We start from the raw sequence: 18923 nt of genomic DNA on the forward strand, positions 1-18923 counted from the left end.
CCTGCGGTGGTCGGTTCAGCGCAGCCGGAAGATCACCGAGCGCTGCACGACGAAGTTGATCACCGAGGCAGTGCCCTGCGCGATCACGAAAGCGACCGGCTTCGCCCACGAATGCTGGTGGTAGTCGAAGGCATGAAGGCAGACATGGTTGATCCCGACCTGCGTGATGAAGGTGATCCCGTAGAGCACCATCACGGCGACGAACCGGGCGATGCTAGGCGCAGCCTGGAAGGTCCACCTGCGGTTGATCAGATATGCGGTGATCGTGCCGAAGATGAAACTGATCGCTTTAGCCGCGTCGATCTGGACATGCGTCACTAAATCCAGGAACTGGTAGAGGCCGTAATCGACGATCGCCGACAGGCCGCCGGTGACGACGAATCGCCAGACCTGCGTCTTGAGGGTCAGCGGCGCACTCGCCGCGATCTCGGCCATCGGCCGAATTCTACGGGCCGACCAGGCTCGACCAGGACTACGACGGGTACTTCACGTCCAGCAGCTCGACCTGGTTTTCGCCTTGGGGCGTGGTGTAGGTGACGGTGTCGCCGGGTTGCCGTCCGGCAAGTGCGAGCCCCAACGGGCTGCCCGCCGTCAACGCCTCGTCTTCGCCGCCGGCAGGAGCTTCCTCGATGACGGAGATCACCTGCATCTTGACGACCGAACCGTCGGAAAACCGCAGCGTCACCTTGGTGCCGAAGGGCAGCGTGTCGCTGCCGTTCGACGGCAACGGTCCGGTGCGCAGCAGGCGGTCGAGCTCGATGATCCGCTCGTCGAGGCTGGCCAATTCGTCGGCCCGTTGGATGGCATCGGCGGCGTCGGCGTGATCGCTCACCGCGCCGCGGTCGCCTCGGACCTCGGCCTCCAAGCGATCGCGACGTTCCCGTATCCGGCCCAACTCGGCGGCGATGCGCTCGCGTGCCTCATCGGCAAGCCCAGAGGGCTCGACTTCTTCGCTCACCTGCGTCGACCTGTCTTCCCGGGCGCGACGGCGATTGCCACCGCGGAGCGCCTCGAATGTTGTGGATATTGTTCGCCAAATATTCCTACGCGGCCAACCCGATTTGTGAGGTTTCGCTGTCTAAACCCAGTAGGGAACGCGGGCGCGGTACTGGCGCATCGCGAAAGCCGCTAGCAGCCAGCCCACCACCGTCAACCCCACCACGACCGCCCAGTGCCGTAGCTCCTGGTGTGAGCCCAGCAACGGGGCGCGCACGATATCCAGGTAATGCAGCAGCGGGTTAAGCTCGACGATCTTCGACCACTGTCCGGCGCCCTGCTGTCGCAGCGTGTCGTCGTTCCAGATGATCGGCGTCATGAAAAACAGCAACTGCACGATGGAGAACAGCAGCGGGCCGATGTCGCGGAAGCGCGTCGCCAGGATGCCGAAACACAGCGACACCCACACGCAGTTGAGCACAATCAGCCCCAACGCCGGGATCACCGAGAGGTCGGCCCACGACCACGGCTTCGGGTAGACGATCGCGATGACGACGTAGATGACGATGTTGTGCGCAAACAAGATCATCTGCCGCCACACCAGCCGATAGACGTGCACGCTCAGCGGCGTCGGCAGTTGTTTGATCAATCCCTCGTTGGCGACGAACACCTCGGCGCCCTCCAGGATGGAGGCGTTGATGAGATTCCAGATGATCAGGCCGAGCGTGACGTAGGGCAGGTGCACCGACAGCTGGAGGTGGAACAGCTTGGAGTACAGGCCGCCCATCGCAACGGCCGTGGTGCCGGTGGCGATGGTGATCCAGAACGGCCCCAACACCGAGCGGCGGTACCGCTGCTTGATGTCCTGCCATCCCAGGTGCAGCCACAACTCGCGGCGGCGATACCCGTCGACCAGATCACCCCAGGCCCGGGTCATCGTTTTGGACTGCGCGGCAGTGTCGACGATCGTCATTGGCGCCGCTCTCCCCCGCAAGCGGGTGGTACCCCCACCTCATCGCTCCAATTTGTTTCGTCGCCGGCGTGGGTCATTGGCGCCGCTCCTCCTCATCGCTTCGCTGTGCATCGTCGCCGGCGTGCATCATCGGCCTTCAGGCCTTCCGAACTTCTCCCGACGCCCCAACCGGCGTAGCCGCTGCCACTCCAGCAGACCCTTCGGGTCGCGGCGAGACACCAGGAAGAACCAGCCGAACCGCAACCATTCCTGAACCAGGAGCTTGCGCAGACCCGGCTGCGACATCAGGTAGCCGCGATTGCGGTAGGTGTAGTACCGCTTGGTGGGATCGTCGGGATACTGGGTGTACATTCGGCCCGCAAGAATTGGCTTGAACTCGGCCGACCCACATGGGTGCAGATAAACGGTGTTCAAGCATGTTCCGAACGGCAGGCCGGACCGGACCAGCCGGCGGTGCATCTCCACCTCGTCGCCGCGGACGAACAGCCGTAGATCGGGGACACCGATCGACTCGAACGTCGACGCTGCAAACAGTGCACCGTTGAACAGCGATGCGATACCCGGCAGCAGTTCCTGATCCTCGGCGGTCCGCAACTCGCTGACCCGCCTGCGCCAGACCAGGCCGCGTCGCAACGGAAACGCCAGGCGCTGCGGGTCATCGGCGTTGCACACCATCGGCGACACCTCGGCCAGCCGGTGCGTCTCCGCGCACGCCAGCAGTGTCGCCAGTACTTCGGTGTCTTGCGGACGGCCGTCGTCGTCGGCCAGCCACACCCAATCGGCGCCGGCGGCCAGCGCGTGAAGGATGCCGAGCGCGAAACCACCTGCGCCACCGAGGTTTCGGCGTGACGGCAGATACGTCGTGGGGATGGGCTGACCGCCCACCAGATCGCGAACCCGGTCGTCATCATCGTTGTCGACGACGATGAGCAGGTCGGGCAGCCGACTTTGGGTGCTCAACACATCCAGCGACTTGGCCAGTTCGTCGGGGCGCCGGTGGGTCACCGCCACGGCGCACACCATGTCAGTCATCCGCGGCGGCTTTATGCGCGAGCTGGTCGGTTGCGGTCTCGGCAAGCACCTCACGCACATGCCGGGCGGCGTCTTCGCCCTCGTAGGCGCGCACGACGTCCTCGATGCTGCCGGTGAGCTTGATGACGCCGTGGTCGATCCACATCGCGGTCTTGCACAGCCGGGCCAAGAATTCGTTGGAATGGCTGGCGAACACCAGGATTCCCGAGCGTTCGACCAGGCGCTGTAGCCGGGTCTGGGCCTTCTTGAGGAAGTCGGCGTCGACGGCGCCGATGCCTTCGTCGAGCAGCAGGATCTCCGGGTCGATGCTGGTGACCACACCCATCGCCAGCCGCACTCGCATACCGGTCGAATAGGTGCGCAGCGGCATCGACAGGTAGTCACCCAGCTCGGTGAACTCGGCGATCTCGTCGACCTTCGCCAGCATCTGCCGCCGCGTCTGCCCGAGAAACAGGCCGCGGATGATGATGTTCTCGTAGCCGGAGATCTCCGGATCCATGCCGACGCCCAGGTCGAAAACCGGTGCCACCCGGCCGGTTACCGCGGCGGAGCCGCGCGTCGGCTCATAGATCCCCGAAAGTAGGCGCAGCAGTGTCGATTTCCCGGCGCCGTTGTGGCCCACCAGCCCGACGCGGTCGCCCAGGTCCAACGACATCGTGATGTCCCGCAACGCCTCGATGACCACCACGTTGGAGGCGTTGCGCCCAATCGTGCCGCCCAGGAAGGTCTTCTTCAGCGAGCGCGATTTGGCGTCGAAGATGGGAAACTCCACCCACGCGTTGTGCGTCTCGATATGCGGACGGCGGGGACTCGTCACCGGTTGTCTGCCTAGAGGTACTGCCCGGTGCCCGAACCCCCGGGCCCGCCGGACCTGCCCATACCCGGGGGCAGCGCCCCCTGCCGCATCTGCTCCAGCTGCGCACGAGCGGCCATCTGCTGGGCGAACAGCGCGGTCTGGATCCCGTGGAATAGCCCCTCCAGCCAGCCGACCAGCTGAGCCTGCGCGATTCGCAACTCGGCATCAGACGGAACGGTGCCCTCAGTGAACGGCAGGGTGAGACGGTCGAGTTCGTCACGCAGTTCCGGCGCCAGCCCTTCTTCGAGTTCGCGGATGCTGGTGGCGTGGATCTCGCGCAACCGGTTGCGGGTGGCGTCGTCGAGCGGGGCCGCCCGTACCTCCTCGAGCAACTGTTTGATCATGGTGCCGATCCGCATCACCTTGGCCGGCTGCTCGACGAGGTCGGTCAGCGACCGGTCATCGGAGTCGTCATCCTTCGCGGCCGCCATCAGCCGCGGGTCGAGGCCACCGATGATTTCGATGTCGTCGTCGTTGCCGTTACTCAATGCAGTCACTCTCCTTGCCGCTGGCATCTGTTCATGTTTTGGGTGTCGGGGCGCCACGCCATTCGTAGATCCAGGCCCCACCGTTGTCGTAGATCTTCGCCCACGACTTCGATTGGTCTATTGACACTAGTCCGTCGGGCACCTTGAAACCCCGAACCGTCGGGACGCTGGTCAGGATGTAGCGAATGTTGAGCGCCCGCACCGCCTCGGCTACCCGCGGATCGGTGTCGACATCGGCGAAGGCCCAGAAAATGTATCGGTAATAGCCCGGGCCAGTTTGCTGCGGGAAGTCGTAGTGGGTCCACAGCGGGTGCAGGTCGGCCACCGCATACATCCACGCCGTGCCGTCGACGTTCGAGTCGCCGATCAGGGTATTGCGCGCTCCCGGCAGGGTCGCCAGGTAGGCCATGGCGTCGAGGTCTTTCTGGTTGATGATCACCGAGTCGTATTTGTCGCCGAACAGCACCAGGTGCCGGTAGAGGTAGTGGCGGGCAGTGAGCACGGTGGTTGCCACCAGCAGGACCACCGTGGCAGAAACCCACACAGCTGGGGGCAGTCGGGCGAACCGCTGGGTGAGCCGTTGCGCCGCGGCGACCACTGCCAAGACCATTGCGAATACCGCGATCCCCGCCATCGGCGTGACGAGCATCGTGACCACGCCCGAAAGCCGTCGGGGATCGTTGTAGAAGAACTGGCTGAATTCCTCGATGGTGGCACCGAACAGGTTGTGAAACGGCGCCCCCGAATAGATGGTCGCCACGGTCAGCACCAGCCACAGCACCGGCGGCCACCAGATTCTCTTGTACAGCAGGATCGCCATGCCGATCGCGCTTAACACGAGCAGGCCGTACTGGGTCGGGAAATCGTTGAGGTGGCGGGTGTGCAAGAGCAGCGCATCGATGACGCCCTGCTTGACGCTCTTGAAGCTGGGGAACGCATGCCCGGCGATGATGTCGGCCTGGTGGGCCACCCCGATGAACTGCGGGGCCAATATCAGCGCCGTCGGCACGGCCACTACAGCCAGGATCAGGATGTCGGCGAGCCGTCCACGTACCGGATGCCGCCTAGCGTCGAAAAGCCACCAGGCCAACAGGAACAAGATGACGACGAACCCACCGGTGAGGTGTACCGACAGGATGCCGACGAGCGCCAGCACGGCCGCCGGGATGCGGTCGCGATGCCGCAGCGTCGAAGTGATCAAGACAAAGGTCGGTATAGCGACCCCGTAGGCCGCCAGGTTGGGCATCGCGGCGACGCCGAACTCGACGTAGGGCACCGACGTGAACGACGCCGACATCACGGCCGACGTGGCCGCCGCTCCCGCGGTCGTCCATTGGGTGGTCATGGGCCTGAACAGAAACCAGGTCAGCATGGCCGCGCTGGACGGAAACAGCCAGACCGAGGCCGCCACCGAACTCAGGGTGTAGCCGGTGGTGGGCGCCGCCCCAGTGAGCTGACAGAACACCGCGGTCAAGGCGTGAAACACCGAAGGGTAGTAAAGCGGTTGGTGGGTTTCGACGTTGCGCAGCTCGCCCATGTGGGTGGACGACGCCTGGCCGGTGTCGAGGATGAAGCGCACCTCGTTGGCATGCCACACCGCGTCCCAAGTGCTGGGGATGGACTGCCAATGCACGAGGCCGCGGTACGCCGCCCACATGATCAGCAAGGCACCCAGCAGCACACCCGCGGCTACCGTCAGCGTCGGCCAGCCAGTTAGCCCTCTGGTCCCTTGGGTCTTGGCCTCGCTGTCGCGGTAGCGGCCGAGCAGCAGCTGCAAACCCGTCATCAGTAGGCACACCGCGGCCAGCGCGATGAGCGCTGTCCAACCGTTCCAAGGGATTCCGAGCGCGCCGAAGGGGATTATCGCCAGAGCCACCACGCCGTAGGTCAGCGCCGGGCCAACTGCGACGGCGACCGGCCAAGTTAGCTGGGTGATCCTCGCGACGATTGCCCCCGGCGCGATCAGCAAAAACAATGCGATCAGCGTTCCGAACCACAGCCCCACTGGACTAGTATGGCTGGCCGGGTGACCTGGCTCGGGACGGCGGGACGTATCTGGGCGCCCGCTACCGTCATGGTTTAGCTGAATCTGCGGAACTCTAAGGTGGCTGGCATGGCATACGACGTCGCCCGGGTGCGGGGATTACACCCCTCGCTCGGGGACGGTTGGGTGCACTTCGACGCGCCGTCCGGGATGCTGATTCCTGACTCGGTGGCGACCACCGTGTCGACCGCATTCCGCGGATCGTTCCCCACCACCGCCGGTCCGCATCCGGCTGCTAAACGCAGCGCAGCCGTGCTGGAGGCGGCGCGCCAGGCGACGGCAGACCTGGTTAATGCCGACCCGCGCGGCGTGGTGCTGGGCGCCGATCGCGCGGTGTTGCTGTCGTTGTTGGCCGAGGCGTCGTCCTCCCGTGCGGGACTGGGCTACGAGATGATCGTCACCCGGCTTGACGACGAGGCGAACATCGCGCCCTGGCTGCGCGCAGCAAACCGCTTCGGTGCAAAGGTGAAGTGGGCCGAGGTCGACATCGAGACCGGTGAGCTGCCGACCTGGCAGTGGGAGAGCCTAGTCGGACAGCCGACGCGTCTGGTCGCTGTGACTTCAGCGTCGGGGACCCTTGGCACCGTCAACGATCTGCGCCCGGTGACCAAACTGATCCACGACGTGGGCGGGTTCGTGATCGTCGACCATTCCGCTGCCGCGCCATACCGCATGATCGACATCGACGAAATCGACGCAGACGTGGTGGCCGTGAACGCTGTTGGGTGGGGCGGTCCGCCCATCGGAGCGTTGGTGTTTCGCGACCCGGCGATGATCAACACCTTCGGTTCGGTGTCGACGAACCCGTATGCGACCGGGCCAGCACGCCTCGAGGTTGGGGTGCATCAATTCGGACTGCTCGCCGGCTACGTCGCCAGTATCGAGTACCTTGCCTCACTCGATGAGTCAGCTCACGGAACGCGACGCGAAAGACTGGCTACCTCAATGCAATCGGCCATGGCATACATGGACCGGATATTCGAATACCTGATGAGCTTGTTGCGCTCGCTGCCGTTGGTGGTGGTGATCGCCCGACCCGAGGCCCGTATACCCGTAGTCAGCTTCGCGGTCCACGAGGTGCCGGCCGAGCGGGTGGTGCAACGGTTGGCCGACAACGGAGTTCTGGCGATCTCCAACGCCAGCTCGCGAGTGCTCGACGTGATCGGTGTCAACGACGTCGGCGGCGCCGTCACCGTCGGGTTGTCGCATTACTCGACGATGGCCGAGGTCGACCAGTTGGTGCGCGCCCTGGCGTCACTGGGCTAGGTCTGGCGAGCAGACGTAAAAGCTCCCGACACGCCGAGCATCCGGGGCCTTTTGCGTCAGCTCGCGCTACTTGTCGACGGTTAGCACGATCTTTCCGGTCACCTGCCCCGACGACAGCAGGCGATGCGCCTCAGCGGCTTCCTGGATCGGGATCCGCGCCCCGATGACCGGCCGGACGCGTCCGTCAGCAATCATCGGCCAGACCGAGGTCGTCACCGCCTCGACGATGGCGCTCTTGCCGTTAGGACCGGTCACCGGTCGGCCCCGCAGCGCGGTCCCGATCACTCGTGCCCGTTTGCTGACCAGCTTGCCGAGGTTGAGTTCGCCCTTGACTCCGCCCTGCATCCCGATCACGATCAGCTGCCCGTCGCTGGCCAGCGCATCGATGTTGCGGTCCAAATACGCGCCGCCCATGATGTCCAGGATCACGTCGGCACCCACGCCGCCGGTTGCCTCATGTACTCGCGCGACGAAGTCCTCATCGTGGTAGGCGATGGTGATTTCGGCGCCCAATTCGCGGCACAGCTTCAGCTTGGCCGGCGATCCCGCGGTGATCGCAACTCGGGCACCCAATGCGCGTGCGACCTGGATGCCATGGGTTCCCACCCCGCTGGCGCCGCCGTGGATCAGGATCAGCTGGCCCTGGGCGAGGTGAGCCGTCAGCGCCAGATTCGACCACACTGTGCACGCCACTTCCGGTAGGCCGGCAGCGTCCTGCAGATCGACGCCGCCCGGAATCGGCAGAAGCTGGCCAGCGGGAACGGCGACATATTCCGCGTAACCGCCGCCGGCCAGCAAAGCACACACTTCTTGCCCGGGCGACCATTCGCTGACGTCGTCGCCCACCGCAGCCACGACGCCGGAGACCTCCATGCCGAGCAGCTCGCTGGCACCCGGTGGCGGCGGATAGTAGCCGGCGGCCTGCAGCAGGTCGGCGCGATTGACGGCGGCGGCGCTGACTTTGATCAGTACCTCGCCGCGGCCCGGAGCGACATCTGGGACTTGCTGCCACAGGAGTTGATCGGCGGATTCGGCGACGATGGCATGCATGCTCGACACGCTACTACCTGCGGATTCCGACTGTTCCAAAGGCGATGTGTCGCATAGCATGACGTAATGGCGGCCCTCATCGCCGGCCGGACAGCCAGTGAGATGCCCGGGCTGGATATCGCCGAGCAGAAGTCGTGGCAGAACTTCTTGGACTCCACCCTGCGGTTGTATGCGACGCTCAACCGGCGACTGACCGATGTGCACCAGTTGTCGCTGTTCGATGTCCGGGTACTGGACATGCTGGACACCGCACCCGGCGGGTGTGCGCGGATGGGCGATCTGGCCGACGCGCTGCCGTCGCTGCCGAGCCGGCTGACCCGCCAGGTCCGTCGCCTGGAGGGGCAAGGCCTGGTGCGCCGTGAGGCTAGCCGGGATGACCGGCGCGGGGTCGTTGCCGCCATCACCGACGACGGCCGGGCGGCGGCAAGGCAGGCCATGGTCACCTACGCCCAAGGTGTGCGGACCTATTTCCTCGGCCAGTTGTCACACTCGCAGATCGCCGCGATGGGGGAGAACTGTCGACGGATCAGCGCCGCGCTGAAAGTGTCCGACCGGGCGTCGAAGGCCGACCGGGCCTGACACCGTTACCCTTGTCGGCGGTGGCGTGGCAGAGCGGCCTAATGCACTCGCCTTGAAAGCGAGAGACGGCTAAAACCGTCCGGGGGTTCAAATCCCTCCGCCACCGCCACCTTCCACCGCCAGTTCAAGAGGCCTAAAACGGCTCTGCTTGGGAAAACACATCACTGTCGTTCACATAGGAGCACCCATTTGGTGGGCAATTGTGGGCAAAATGTGGGCACGGGCGCGCTACGCTTCGCAGCGACCCGCGGTGAGCCGAGCCGCTGATGCAAATCCGCTCTGGGTTAGTGGTCTCAATACCAGGTCGAGCGGGGCTGGCCCCTTGGCACGATGGCTAGCCGCTCAGGCATTGAGCCCTCTGTCAGGATGTCGTACACCGACAACGGGTCGTCGATCCTAAGATGGCCCCGATCCGGAGGTAACTCGATATGGTCAGCACAACAACGGGTTACGACGTCATCGTGGTGGGATTGGGCGGTATGGGAAGTGCCGCCGCTTATCATCTGGCGGCCCGAGGACGGCGGGTGCTCGGCCTGGAGCGGCATGAGCCCGCCCACGACAAGGGATCCAGCCACGGCGGGTCTCGGATCATTCGCCAGGCTTATTTCGAGGACCCCGGTTATGTTCCGCTGTTGCTGCGCGCCTACGAGCTGTGGGAGAAGCTGGCTGCCGACTCTCAACGCGACGTGTACCGACTCACCGGGGGCCTTTTCATCGGGCCACCGGACTGCCCGATCGTATCCGGTAGCCTGCGTGCCAGCCGCCAATGGGATCTGCCGCATGAGTTGCTCGACGCCGCCGAGATCACCGCCCGGTTCCCGAACTTCACCCCCCGCCCCGAAGATATCGCGCTCTACGACGCCAAAGCCGGGTTCGCGCGACCGGAGCTGACGGTGCGCGCACATCTTGAAATCGCCGAAAAAGGGGGGGCCACACTGCAATTTGGTGAACCCGTGCTGGATTGGAACCAGACCGCCGCGGGGATACGGGTCGTTACGGGTCGTGGGTCTTACACCGGAGAGCAGTTGGTCATCTGCCCGGGCGCCTGGGCGCCGCAGGTGCTGGGTCAGTTCGGTGTTCCCATCACGGTGGAACGTCAGGTGATGTACTGGCTGGACCCGATCGGCGGTGTTTCGGGGTTCGAGGATCACCCCATCTTCATCCACGAGAACGCCACCGGCATACACACATACGGCTTCCCGGCGATCGACGGACCGCGGGGCGGTGTGAAAGTCGGCTTCGCCCGCAACGGGATCGCCTGTGCGCCCGACACCATCGACCGGGTGGTGCACGAGCGGGAAATCAGCGCGATTAGGGCGCGGGTCGCTGAGTTGTTACCGGCGCTGGCGGGCCAGTGCCTGCACGCGGCGACCTGTATGTACTCCAATACACCCGACCGGCACTTCGTGATCGGGCGCCACCCGCAATGCGCCAACGTCATCATGGCGTGCGGATTCTCCGGGCACGGCTTCAAATTCGTTCCGGTGGTCGGCGAGATCCTTGCCGACCTGGCCATCGATGGGGCCACCGACCACCCCATCGCGTTGTTCGACCCGCAGAGATTGCCGACCGCATGACCGCTACCGGGCGGCCGTCAGCGTCGGCGGCGATCCTGGGCGGTGCCTGGCACACGAGCCCTTACTCGCGGCCCGAGGTTCAGGTCGGTGACGTAGACGTCGCCAGCGGTATCCACCGCCACACCGTCGGGATCCGTCCCGAGAGGCTAAGTCACCTGCCCTGGAACCGCGGCTCCCGTTTCTCGACGAACGCCAGGGCCGCCTCCCGATGGTCGGCCGTGAGGCCGGTGTGCAGGTGATGGGTTACCTCGAGGTCCATGCACTCCTCGAGGCCGCCGTGCACGGCCCGGTTGAGGTTCTCCTTCATGTACCGGTAGGCCACTGACGGACCCCCGGCCAGGCGGCGGGCCCGGTCCATCACCTCTTTCTCGAGATCGCCGGCGGGGAACACGGCGTTGACTATCCCGAGAGCTTCGGCTTGCGCCGCGCTCAGACGTTCGGAGAAGTAGTACAGCTCCTTGGCTTTGGCCGGGCCGACCAGACGGGTGAGGAACCAGGTGCCGCCGTAGTCGCCGGCGAAGGCCACGCGCGCGAACGCGGTAGTGAAGATGGCGGTATCGGCGGCGTAACGGAGATCGCACGCCAGCGCTAGTCCCAACCCGGCGCCCGCAACCGGACCAGAGATCTGGGCGATGGTCGGCTTCGGCATGCGCCAGAGCTTGCCGCTGGTCGCCTGCTGATTGAGACGCTGGCGGTGGATGGCGGCGTCGATCGACACTGCCGCTCCGTTGCCGGCGTTGCGGTCGGCCATAGCCTTCACGTCGCCGCCGGCCGAGAACGCGCCGCCGGCGCCAGTCAAAACGACGCAGCCGACTGCATCGTCGATCTCGACGCGGGCCAGGACGTGTCCCAACGCTTCCACCATTTCGTTCGAGAAGGCATTGCGGCGAGCCGGCCGGTTCATGGTTATCACGGCCACGCCGTTATCGACGGAGGCGAGAAGATCCTCGGTGCCACTGTCGATGGTGGTCATGGCGTACCGACCACGAAACGCACCCCGGCGATTTCCGCCACCGGTCCTTCGCCCTCGGGCAGCCCCTCCATGCCCGGAGTCAACCACACCTCGGTGATGCCTTGGGGCCGGCCATCCTCGACCGACACGAACCGTAGGGTCTGGCCGGCGGTGCCTAGCCGGACCAGTGCCACCCCGCCCGCGATCTCGGCGTCGAGACCGAGCGCCCGGGCCCACCGTTGGGCGGCCACGCGCGGCTCCTCCACCTCCACCGTGATGCCGCTGATCCCGCCGGCCGGATGGGCGGGCACCGATCCGGTCCACGCCGGTCCGCCCCATCTCCACGAATCGGCCGGCGACGCCCAGTCGAGCGAGACGATGGCGCCAGGGATGTCCTTCGGATGCAAGTGGGTGCCGGCGATGTCGTCGAGGTCCACCTGCCACACCACCCGCACGCCCATATCCGTCACCCGCCGGCGAGCCTCGTTGATGGACGGCATCTGGAAGATGGCCATGTAGCCGCTGTCCGACCCGCGGTGGGCCAGATAGCGCCCGGCCGTGGTGTCCGGCTGGACGGGTGACACGACTTCCACGAAGGAGATGCCGACCGGGAACACGGCGTTGATCAATCCGAATTCGCCGACCCCGGCATCGTGGAAGGGATCGGGCCAGCCGAACGTCTCCTGCAGTGACGTGGCGGTCTTCTCGCATTCGTGGGCCACCAGCGCCACCTGCCGAAGGCGCGGACCGGCCAGCGAATCAGGCATCGACTCCCTCCGTTTCGCGATTTGCGACCACCGTACTCCGGCCTGGAGACTAGGGCGGAGCCGATGACCGAAGTCACGCTGACCCTCCGGGAGGCCTTGGCCCAGCACCTGGCCTACAACGGCTTTCCGGCACGAGTACCGTGTCGCCGCCCAGCTGGTGAGCGCGGGTGTGGCTGGCGTCCAGGCAGGTACCGAATGCCGATGGCGTTGTCAGCCGCTTGGCACCCGCGGGATCTCGGCGGCGATGCGGTCCATCAGGGCCGTGTAACGCTTGAGTTCTGGATCTCTGCCCGGCTTGCCGCTGCTCACCACACCGGCGGCCAGCTGGCGCTCGGGGTCGGCCCAGATCGCGATGTTGACTAGCCCCAGGTGACCGAACGCTGCCGGCGCGTCGCGGCCGAACGGGCCGAATCGGTCGGTGCCCAGCTGGAAGCCCGTGCCCCAGCGGGCGGGGGCGAGTCCGGTCGCGACATCCGGTCTCAGACGGCGACTTTGGCGCACCGCGCCGCGCAGTGTTTCCGGCCGCATGACCTGCACACCGTCGAGTTCACCACCGCGGCGCCATATTTCGGCAAAACGCGACATCTCATCGGCGTTCGAGATGGTGTTGGACGACGGGACGACCGTGGTGAGAAACATCGGTGTGTTGGTGAGCGGGATGGTCTGGTACAGCGTTCCCCCGATCGCCTTGCGAAACGCAGCCGCGATGGGGGCCGGCAACTGCTCACCGGTGGCGTGGCTCGGCGCGACGGTCGAGATATCCGCCTCTGCGACACCGAAATTGGTCCAGCGGAAGCCCAGCGGATCGAGGATGTCGGTGGCAAGGATCTCGCGGATATCCTTGCCGGTGGCGGCGTACACGATCTCGCGCATCAGCGGGCCCCACGTGAGCGCGTGGTAGATGTGCACCAGGCCGGGCCGGTACAGCGGCCGCAGCTTGCCGAGCTGTTCCTGCGCGTACTCGTGGTCGTCCGCCCGTTTGAGGTCCAGCCGGGGTCCGGTCGGGAACGGGACGCCCGCGCTGTGGGTCATGACGTGCCGGATCGTGGTGCGGTGTTTGCCGTGGCTGGTGTAGGTGGGCAAGTACTCGCAGACGCGATCGTCAAGCGAGAAGTGCCCGCGTTCGACGAGCATGTGCACGACGGTCGCGGTGATCGCTTTGGCAGATGAGTACACGCAAAACGGCGTATCGGTCTTGACCGGGATCTTCTCGGCTTCCGGCGGGTCGGTGGGGGCGTTGCCCCAGCCGTGTCCGATCGCGCGGTTGAGCACCACCTTGCCGTTGTGCCGCAGGCACAGCTGGATCGCCGGGTGCATCCCCGCCGCATACCAGTGGCGGGCGGCCTGCCAGATTCGGTCGACGGCTGCGGGGTCGATCCCGGAGTGGTCTTCATCGCCCACCGCCGTGACGGCGTCCAGGTCCGCCGGGATGTGGATCCTGCCCTGCAAGTCAACCTGGCCGGTCATGCATGCCCCTTCTGAGTGGACTCGGTCGAAACCCACCCGCGAGGGTACGTCTGGCTGCCTCCGATGAGTTATCCACAGTTCGACATCTATCCACAGGTGGGGATTTCGGAGCTGCTTGAGCCTGTGAGCGTCGATAGAATTCGAACATGCATTCGAGTTGCCGCGAGGAGATCGTCGAGGCCTTCGACGCACTCGAGGCCGACCTGGACCGCGCCTTGGAGTTGTCCTTCGACGCGCTCACCACACCCGAGCGGCTGGTCATGCTGGCGCGCTGCGAGGTCTTTCGGCGTCGCCTGCCGGCACTCGAGCACCCTCTGATCAACCAGATCAGCGGGCAAGCCGACGCGACGGAATTGGGCGGCAAGTTACCGTCTGCGCTGGCCGACCGGCTGCGCATCACCCGCGCGGAAGCCTCGCGCCGCATTCATGAGGCCGCCGAGCTGGGCGACCGGAAGGCGATCACCGGCGAACCTTTGCCGCCGCTGCTGACCGCCACGGCCGCAGCACAGCGGGACGGACGCATTGGTTCCGCCCACGTGGCGGTGATCCGCGGCTTCGTCCACCGGCTGCCCGACTTCGTGGACCTGGAAACGCGGGTAAAAGCCGAGGCGCAGCTTGCCGGGTTGGGTGGCCAGCATCGCCCCGACGAGCTGAGCAGGCTGGCCGACAAACTCACCGATTGCCTCAACCCCGACGGAAACTTCACCGACGACGACCGGGCCCGCCGACGGGCTGTCACCATCGGCAAGCAAGGCATCGACGGTATGAGTCCGATCACGGGATATCTGACTCCCGAGGCCCGCGCCACCCTCGACGCGGTCTTCGCGAAACTGGCCGCACCCGGCATGTGCAACCCGTTCGACCGGGAGCCCGTCGTCGACGGCACGCCCTCACAGGACGCGATCGACGGCGATACCCGCAGCTGTGCTCAACGCAACCATGACGCGCTCAACGCCGCCGGGCGTGCCCTGCTGGCCTGCGGCGGCTTAGGTCGGCACAACGGGTTGCCGGCCACCATCGTCGTCACCACCACCTTGCGCGAACTGGAGGCCAAGGCCGGCAGGGGAATCACCGGTGGGGGAGTCCTGCTGCCGATGAGCGACGTGATCCGGCTGGCCTCCCACGCGCATCACTACTTGTGCATCTTCGACAAAGGCAAAGCGATCGCGCTCTACCACACCAAGCGCCTGGCCTCGCCCGGTCAGCGAATAGTGTTGTACGCCAAGGACCGCGGGTGCTCGCACCCCGGCTGTGACGTGGCGGGCTACTGGTGCGAAGCCCACCACTGCACGCCCTACGCCCAATGCCACACCACCGATGTCAACGATTTGACGTTCGGCTGCGGCGGCCACCACCCGCTGGCCGAACAGGGCTGGACCACCCGCAAAAACCAACGTGGCGACACCGAGTGGATCCCACCTCCACACCTGGACCACGGTCGCCCTCGAACCAACACGTTCCATCACCCCGAGAAGCTGCTGTGCGAGGACGACGTGCCTTAGCTCCTTGGGGAGTCAAAAATCACCGGGCTAGGCGCCGAAACGTGTTATTCGCCGGTGAACTGTGGCGAGCGTTTGGCGAAGGTTGCCGAGATCCCCTCGGACAGATCCTTGGACGGTAGGAACGCCGCGTTCCACGCGGCGACGTAGCGGAGACTCGCTGATACCGCCGAAATCCGTTGCTGGTCAAGCACATCCTTGATGCCGCGGACCGTCAGCGGTGGGTTGGCGGCGATCTCGGCGGCGGCGGCGTGCGCGGCTTGCAGGGTAGCGTCGGCGTCGGCGAAGACGTCGTTGACCAAGCCGATCTTTTCGGCGCGGGCCGCGTCGATGTCCTTGCCGGTGAGTGCCAGCTCGCGCAGGTGTCCGTCGGAAAGGATCAGCGGCAGCCGGGCCAGGCTGCCCACATCGGCGACTATCGCCAGTTTGACCTCGCGGACCGAGAACTTCGCGTCGGCGCTGGCATAGCGGATGTCGACCGCGGAGATCAAGTCGACTCCACCGCCGACGCACCAGCCGTGCACCGCGGCGATCGTCGGGGTGCGGCAGTCGGCGACCGCGCTGATCGTGTTCTGCATGCGCAGCACTTCGGCGTGGAAATCAGTGCGGGGCCCCGCCAACGCACCGTCAGCCAGGACCGGGGCCAGCGTCCCACCCATCGCCGGCAGGTCCAGGCCGTAGCTGAAGTTGCGGCCGGACCCGGTGATGACGATGGCCCGCACGTCAGGGTCAGCGTCCAGCGCGGCGAACAGCTCCGGTAGTTCCGACCAGAACGCCGGTCCCATCGCGTTGCCCTTGCCCGGTCCGATCAACATCACCTGTGCGACGTGGTCTTTGGTCTCGACGGTGACGGATTCGTACGGCTCGCCCATGCCGAGACCGTACCGTGGACGTCATGGCCTCCGACTTGCGGCCCGGGCCCGACTCATCACCTACCGACGAGCTGGCCAGCGCAGAAGCAGCGCTCGGCGTCCTGCAGCATGTCCTGCATCAGATCTCGCGCGACGAGTTGTCCAAATCCACACCATGCTCGGAATACGACGTGATGCAGCTGACCGACCACCTGTTACGTGCCATCACCTTGGCTGGTGGCTTGGCAGACGCGGATCTTCCGGAGCGTGACACCGACGACTCGGTGGAGCAGCAGATTATCGGCGCAGCCCGGCCCGCGCTGGACGCATGGCACCGCCGCGGCCTGAACGACACCATTACCTTGGGCACCAATGAGTTACCCGCGACGTACGCCGTCAGCATCCTGACACTCGAATTCCTGGTCCACGGCTGGGATTATGCGGCGGCGACCAGACACCCGCTGAACGTCGCCGAGTCGTTGGCCGGTTACACGCTGGGGCTGGCTAAGCAAGTGATTACGCCGCAAGGGCGGGCGACCGCGGGGTTCGACGACCCGGTCGCCGTATCCGATGATGCGTCGGCCCTCGACCAGCTGATCGCCTTCACCGGTCGGGATCCGGCCGCGCAGGCCTAAACTCGCTCCAGATAAAAGTAGAAGTACCGACTCACTCCGTCCTGGACATCCAGCACGCCCTTGCCGTTCATGATGCCCATCACAGCGTCGTCGTCGATCGTCTTGAAGTGATCGTGGACAGGTTGGCCGTCGTAGACCATCGTGGCGGTGACTTCGCCGCGAAACTCCTCCAGCCACAGGCTGGCTTCGCCCTTACCCATCTTGACGTTGGAGAACCGGTCCCCGTTCTCGTCGAGACACACCAACGGCTGCACGTCATTGGGCGAGGTGAACGTCTTACCGAACCAGCGGGCCTTCTCCAGTTGACCGTTCATCCGGTGGCCGGTGACGAACTCGCCGCCCTTCCACTCGCCGAGCATGCCGTCGATGGTGGCCGGCTGCAGACTCGCCCAATAGTCGTCGAGTTCGGCGTCGATGAGGGCGTCGGTTCGCTCCTTGAACTCGGTGAACTTCTTACGGGCCAGCGCGTCACTCATCGCGGTCTCCTTTAGATCCAGCCCTTAGCAAATGCGAGAAGGGCGTCGTTTTCCTCCGGGGCTCCGATGGTGATCCGGACACCGTCGGTGCCGTACGGGCGGACCACGATGCGTGCGTCGGCGGCCTGCTCCACGAAGTCCAGTGTGCGCATCCCCAGCGGCAGCCAGACGAAATTCGCCTGCGACGGTGGCACGGTGAACCCGGCGCCGCGCAGCGTGTCGCTAACACGGGTGCGTTCGGCGACCACCGCGTCGGTGCGGGCGAGCAGTTCGTCGGCGGCCTCCAGCGAGGCGATCGCGGCGGCCTGCGAAACGTTGGTCGTGGTGAACGGAACCGACACCTTGTTCAGCGCGGTGATCACCTGCGGGTAGCCGACCGCGTAGCCGACCCGCAGACCAGCCAGCCCGTAGGCCTTCGAAAACGTGCGCAGCACAACGACATTGCTGTACGACCGAACCAGCCCCAAGCTGTCGGGTAGCATGCCATCGCGGATGTACTCGACATAGGCCTCGTCGATCGCGATCAGGATGTGGGACGGCACCGCCTCGACGAACGAGGCCAGCGCCTGCGGGTCGACGACGGTGGAGGTGGGGTTGTTCGGGTTGCACACGAAGATCAGCCGGGTGCGGTCGGTGACCGCCGCGAGCATGGCGTAGAGGTCGAACGTTGCGTCGCGCAGCGGAACCTGGATCGGGACGGCGCCGGCGACCCGCACCTGCAACGGGTACATCTCAAAGCTGCGCCACCCGTAGAGCACCTCGTTACCCACGGACGCAGTGGCCTGGATGAGCCGTTGGCACAGATTCACCGAACCACCGCCGACGGCAATGTGTTCGGGGGCGAAGCTTGCGGCGACGTCGGCGTTCAAGTGTTGCGCCAGCCGCGACTTCAGCTCCGCGTTGTGGTTGTCCGGATAACGGTTGACCATGCCGACGGCCCGATCGATCGCCGCCCGCACACTGGGCAGCGGTCCATGGACGGTCTCGTTGCTGGCCAGCTTGATCGCACCCGCAACCGTCTTGCCCTCGACGTAGGCCGGCAGCTCAGCCAATTCGGGGCGCAGGCGAGCGGTCACTTCGACAGCATATGTCCGGCCTGTGTACGCTGTGCTCCGCGGCGGTTCCGGAAGCCCGGGCTGAACTCGATGGCCAGGCTCCTCCGCGGGCCGCTGCCCGTCCCGCATCGTCGCCTGGCGGAGTCCGGTACCCTCAGGAAATCCAAGGAGGCGTGCCAGAGCGGCCGAATGGGACTCACTGCTAATGAGTTGTCCTCTTACCGGGGACCGGAGGTTCAAATCCTCTCGCCTCCGCCAGCTAGATAGCTAGATAGCTAGATAACTGAACAATGCGCCCGTAGCTCAACGGATAGAGCATCTGACTACGGATCAGAAGGTTGGGAGTTCGAATCTCTTCGGGCGCGCTTTTTACCAGCGGAAACACGCTGAAACCCCGTTAGCTGCCGGGAAGATTGTCAC

General features: G+C 65.5%; 19 protein-coding genes, 3 tRNA genes and 1 pseudogene. 8 read left to right on the plus strand and 15 right to left on the minus strand.

Annotated features, from left to right (window positions below):
• Positions 1-15: 15 nt before the first annotated feature.
• The 7 genes from ACLQI9_RS27880 to ACLQI9_RS27910 all read right to left on the minus strand — a co-directional run bounded on the left by ACLQI9_RS27880 (position 16) and on the right by ACLQI9_RS27910 (position 6290).
• A complete protein-coding gene (locus ACLQI9_RS27880; protein WP_442381556.1) occupies positions 16-435 on the minus strand; it encodes a GtrA family protein in 420 nt (139 codons plus the stop codon).
• A 37-nt stretch (positions 436-472) separates the two neighbouring features.
• Positions 473-958 carry a GreA/GreB family elongation factor gene (locus tag ACLQI9_RS27885; RefSeq protein ID WP_442381558.1) on the minus strand — a complete coding sequence of 162 codons (486 nt, stop codon included), beginning with the start codon at positions 956-958 and terminating at the stop codon, positions 473-475.
• A gap of 120 nt (positions 959-1078) precedes the next feature.
• Positions 1079-1909, minus strand: a complete 831-nt coding sequence (wzm, locus tag ACLQI9_RS27890; RefSeq protein ID WP_442381560.1) for a galactan export ABC transporter permease subunit Wzm/RfbD — start codon at positions 1907-1909, stop codon at positions 1079-1081.
• Positions 1910-2035: 126 nt separating this feature from the next.
• Complete coding sequence (gene glfT1 / locus ACLQI9_RS27895; protein WP_442381562.1) at positions 2036-2941, minus strand: galactofuranosyltransferase GlfT1; 906 nt, start codon at positions 2939-2941, stop codon at positions 2036-2038.
• Positions 2934-3758, minus strand: coding sequence for a galactan export ABC transporter ATP-binding subunit Wzt/RfbE (wzt, locus tag ACLQI9_RS27900; protein WP_442381564.1), 825 nt, complete (start codon positions 3756-3758; stop codon positions 2934-2936). Before wzt ends, glfT1 begins: the two co-directional genes overlap by 8 nt.
• An 11-nt stretch (positions 3759-3769) precedes the next feature.
• Complete coding sequence (locus ACLQI9_RS27905; RefSeq protein ID WP_442381566.1) at positions 3770-4312, minus strand: bacterial proteasome activator family protein; 543 nt, start codon at positions 4310-4312, stop codon at positions 3770-3772.
• A gap of 4 nt (positions 4313-4316) precedes the next feature.
• Entirely contained in the window at positions 4317-6290 is a 1974-nt protein-coding gene (locus ACLQI9_RS27910; protein WP_442381568.1) for a DUF6541 family protein, read from the minus strand.
• 108 nt (positions 6291-6398) lie between these two features.
• On the opposite strand from ACLQI9_RS27910, the gene ACLQI9_RS27915 reads away from it, so the two are divergent.
• Positions 6399-7595 (plus strand): cysteine desulfurase-like protein, encoded by a 1197-nt coding sequence (locus ACLQI9_RS27915; RefSeq protein WP_442381570.1) that lies wholly within the window; start codon positions 6399-6401, stop codon positions 7593-7595.
• 66 nt (positions 7596-7661) lie between these two features.
• Here ACLQI9_RS27915 and ACLQI9_RS27920 read toward each other — a convergent pair whose 3' ends face one another.
• Positions 7662-8645, minus strand: coding sequence for an NAD(P)H-quinone oxidoreductase (locus ACLQI9_RS27920; protein WP_442381610.1), 984 nt, complete (start codon positions 8643-8645; stop codon positions 7662-7664).
• A gap of 66 nt (positions 8646-8711) precedes the next feature.
• On the opposite strand from ACLQI9_RS27920, the gene ACLQI9_RS27925 reads away from it, so the two are divergent.
• The 3 genes from ACLQI9_RS27925 to solA all read left to right on the plus strand — a co-directional run bounded on the left by ACLQI9_RS27925 (position 8712) and on the right by solA (position 10801).
• On the plus strand, positions 8712-9224 hold the full coding sequence (locus tag ACLQI9_RS27925) for a MarR family winged helix-turn-helix transcriptional regulator (protein ID WP_442381572.1): 513 nt from the start codon (positions 8712-8714) through the stop codon (positions 9222-9224).
• Positions 9225-9243: 19 nt separating this feature from the next.
• Positions 9244-9333: transfer RNA gene (locus tag ACLQI9_RS27930), tRNA-Ser, on the plus strand.
• A gap of 319 nt (positions 9334-9652) precedes the next feature.
• Positions 9653-10801 (plus strand): N-methyl-L-tryptophan oxidase, encoded by a 1149-nt coding sequence (gene solA, locus ACLQI9_RS27935; RefSeq protein ID WP_442392458.1) that lies wholly within the window; start codon positions 9653-9655, stop codon positions 10799-10801.
• A gap of 17 nt (positions 10802-10818) precedes the next feature.
• Here solA and ACLQI9_RS27940 read toward each other — a convergent pair.
• From ACLQI9_RS27940 to lipE, 4 genes and pseudogenes are all read right to left on the minus strand, one after another.
• Positions 10819-10935 (minus strand): annotated as a pseudogene (locus tag ACLQI9_RS27940) (hypothetical protein); the annotation flags it as partial.
• Between the two features lie 17 nt (positions 10936-10952).
• Positions 10953-11774, minus strand: coding sequence for an enoyl-CoA hydratase-related protein (locus ACLQI9_RS27945; RefSeq protein WP_442381576.1), 822 nt, complete (start codon positions 11772-11774; stop codon positions 10953-10955).
• Positions 11771-12520, minus strand: a complete 750-nt coding sequence (locus ACLQI9_RS27950; RefSeq protein ID WP_442392459.1) for a hypothetical protein — start codon at positions 12518-12520, stop codon at positions 11771-11773. Before ACLQI9_RS27950 ends, ACLQI9_RS27945 begins: the two co-directional genes overlap by 4 nt.
• Positions 12521-12730: 210 nt before the next feature.
• Positions 12731-13987 carry a lipase LipE gene (gene lipE / locus ACLQI9_RS27955; protein WP_442381580.1) on the minus strand — a complete coding sequence of 419 codons (1257 nt, stop codon included), beginning with the start codon at positions 13985-13987 and terminating at the stop codon, positions 12731-12733.
• Between the two features lie 146 nt (positions 13988-14133).
• On the opposite strand from lipE, the gene ACLQI9_RS27960 reads away from it, so the two are divergent.
• Complete coding sequence (locus tag ACLQI9_RS27960; RefSeq protein ID WP_442381582.1) at positions 14134-15489, plus strand: HNH endonuclease signature motif containing protein; 1356 nt, start codon at positions 14134-14136, stop codon at positions 15487-15489.
• Between the two features lie 44 nt (positions 15490-15533).
• Here ACLQI9_RS27960 and ACLQI9_RS27965 read toward each other — a convergent pair whose 3' ends face one another.
• Positions 15534-16358 carry a crotonase/enoyl-CoA hydratase family protein gene (locus ACLQI9_RS27965; RefSeq protein WP_442392460.1) on the minus strand — a complete coding sequence of 275 codons (825 nt, stop codon included), beginning with the start codon at positions 16356-16358 and terminating at the stop codon, positions 15534-15536.
• A 23-nt stretch (positions 16359-16381) separates the two neighbouring features.
• On the opposite strand from ACLQI9_RS27965, the gene ACLQI9_RS27970 reads away from it, so the two are divergent.
• Positions 16382-16972, plus strand: coding sequence for a TIGR03086 family metal-binding protein (locus ACLQI9_RS27970; RefSeq protein ID WP_442392461.1), 591 nt, complete (start codon positions 16382-16384; stop codon positions 16970-16972).
• Here ACLQI9_RS27970 and ACLQI9_RS27975 read toward each other — a convergent pair.
• Together ACLQI9_RS27975 and hisC are read right to left on the minus strand one after the other, a co-directional pair.
• On the minus strand, positions 16969-17448 hold the full coding sequence (locus ACLQI9_RS27975; protein WP_442381588.1) for a DUF4334 domain-containing protein: 480 nt from the start codon (positions 17446-17448) through the stop codon (positions 16969-16971). The two genes, ACLQI9_RS27970 and ACLQI9_RS27975, sit on opposite strands and share 4 nt — an antisense overlap.
• Positions 17449-17459: 11 nt before the next feature.
• Positions 17460-18524: a histidinol-phosphate transaminase gene (gene hisC, locus ACLQI9_RS27980; protein WP_442381590.1), complete on the minus strand. Its 1065-nt coding sequence runs from the start codon at positions 18522-18524 to the stop codon at positions 17460-17462.
• Between the two features lie 146 nt (positions 18525-18670).
• Here hisC and ACLQI9_RS27985 point away from each other — a divergent pair.
• Together ACLQI9_RS27985 and ACLQI9_RS27990 are read left to right on the plus strand one after the other, a co-directional pair.
• Positions 18671-18761, plus strand: a tRNA-Ser gene (locus ACLQI9_RS27985).
• Between the two features lie 34 nt (positions 18762-18795).
• Positions 18796-18868 (plus strand) — tRNA-Arg (locus ACLQI9_RS27990).
• Positions 18869-18923: the final 55 nt, after the last annotated feature.

It is taken from the genome of Mycobacterium sp., assembly GCF_052143115.1.
Lineage (GTDB): Bacteria > Actinomycetota > Actinomycetes > Mycobacteriales > Mycobacteriaceae > Mycobacterium.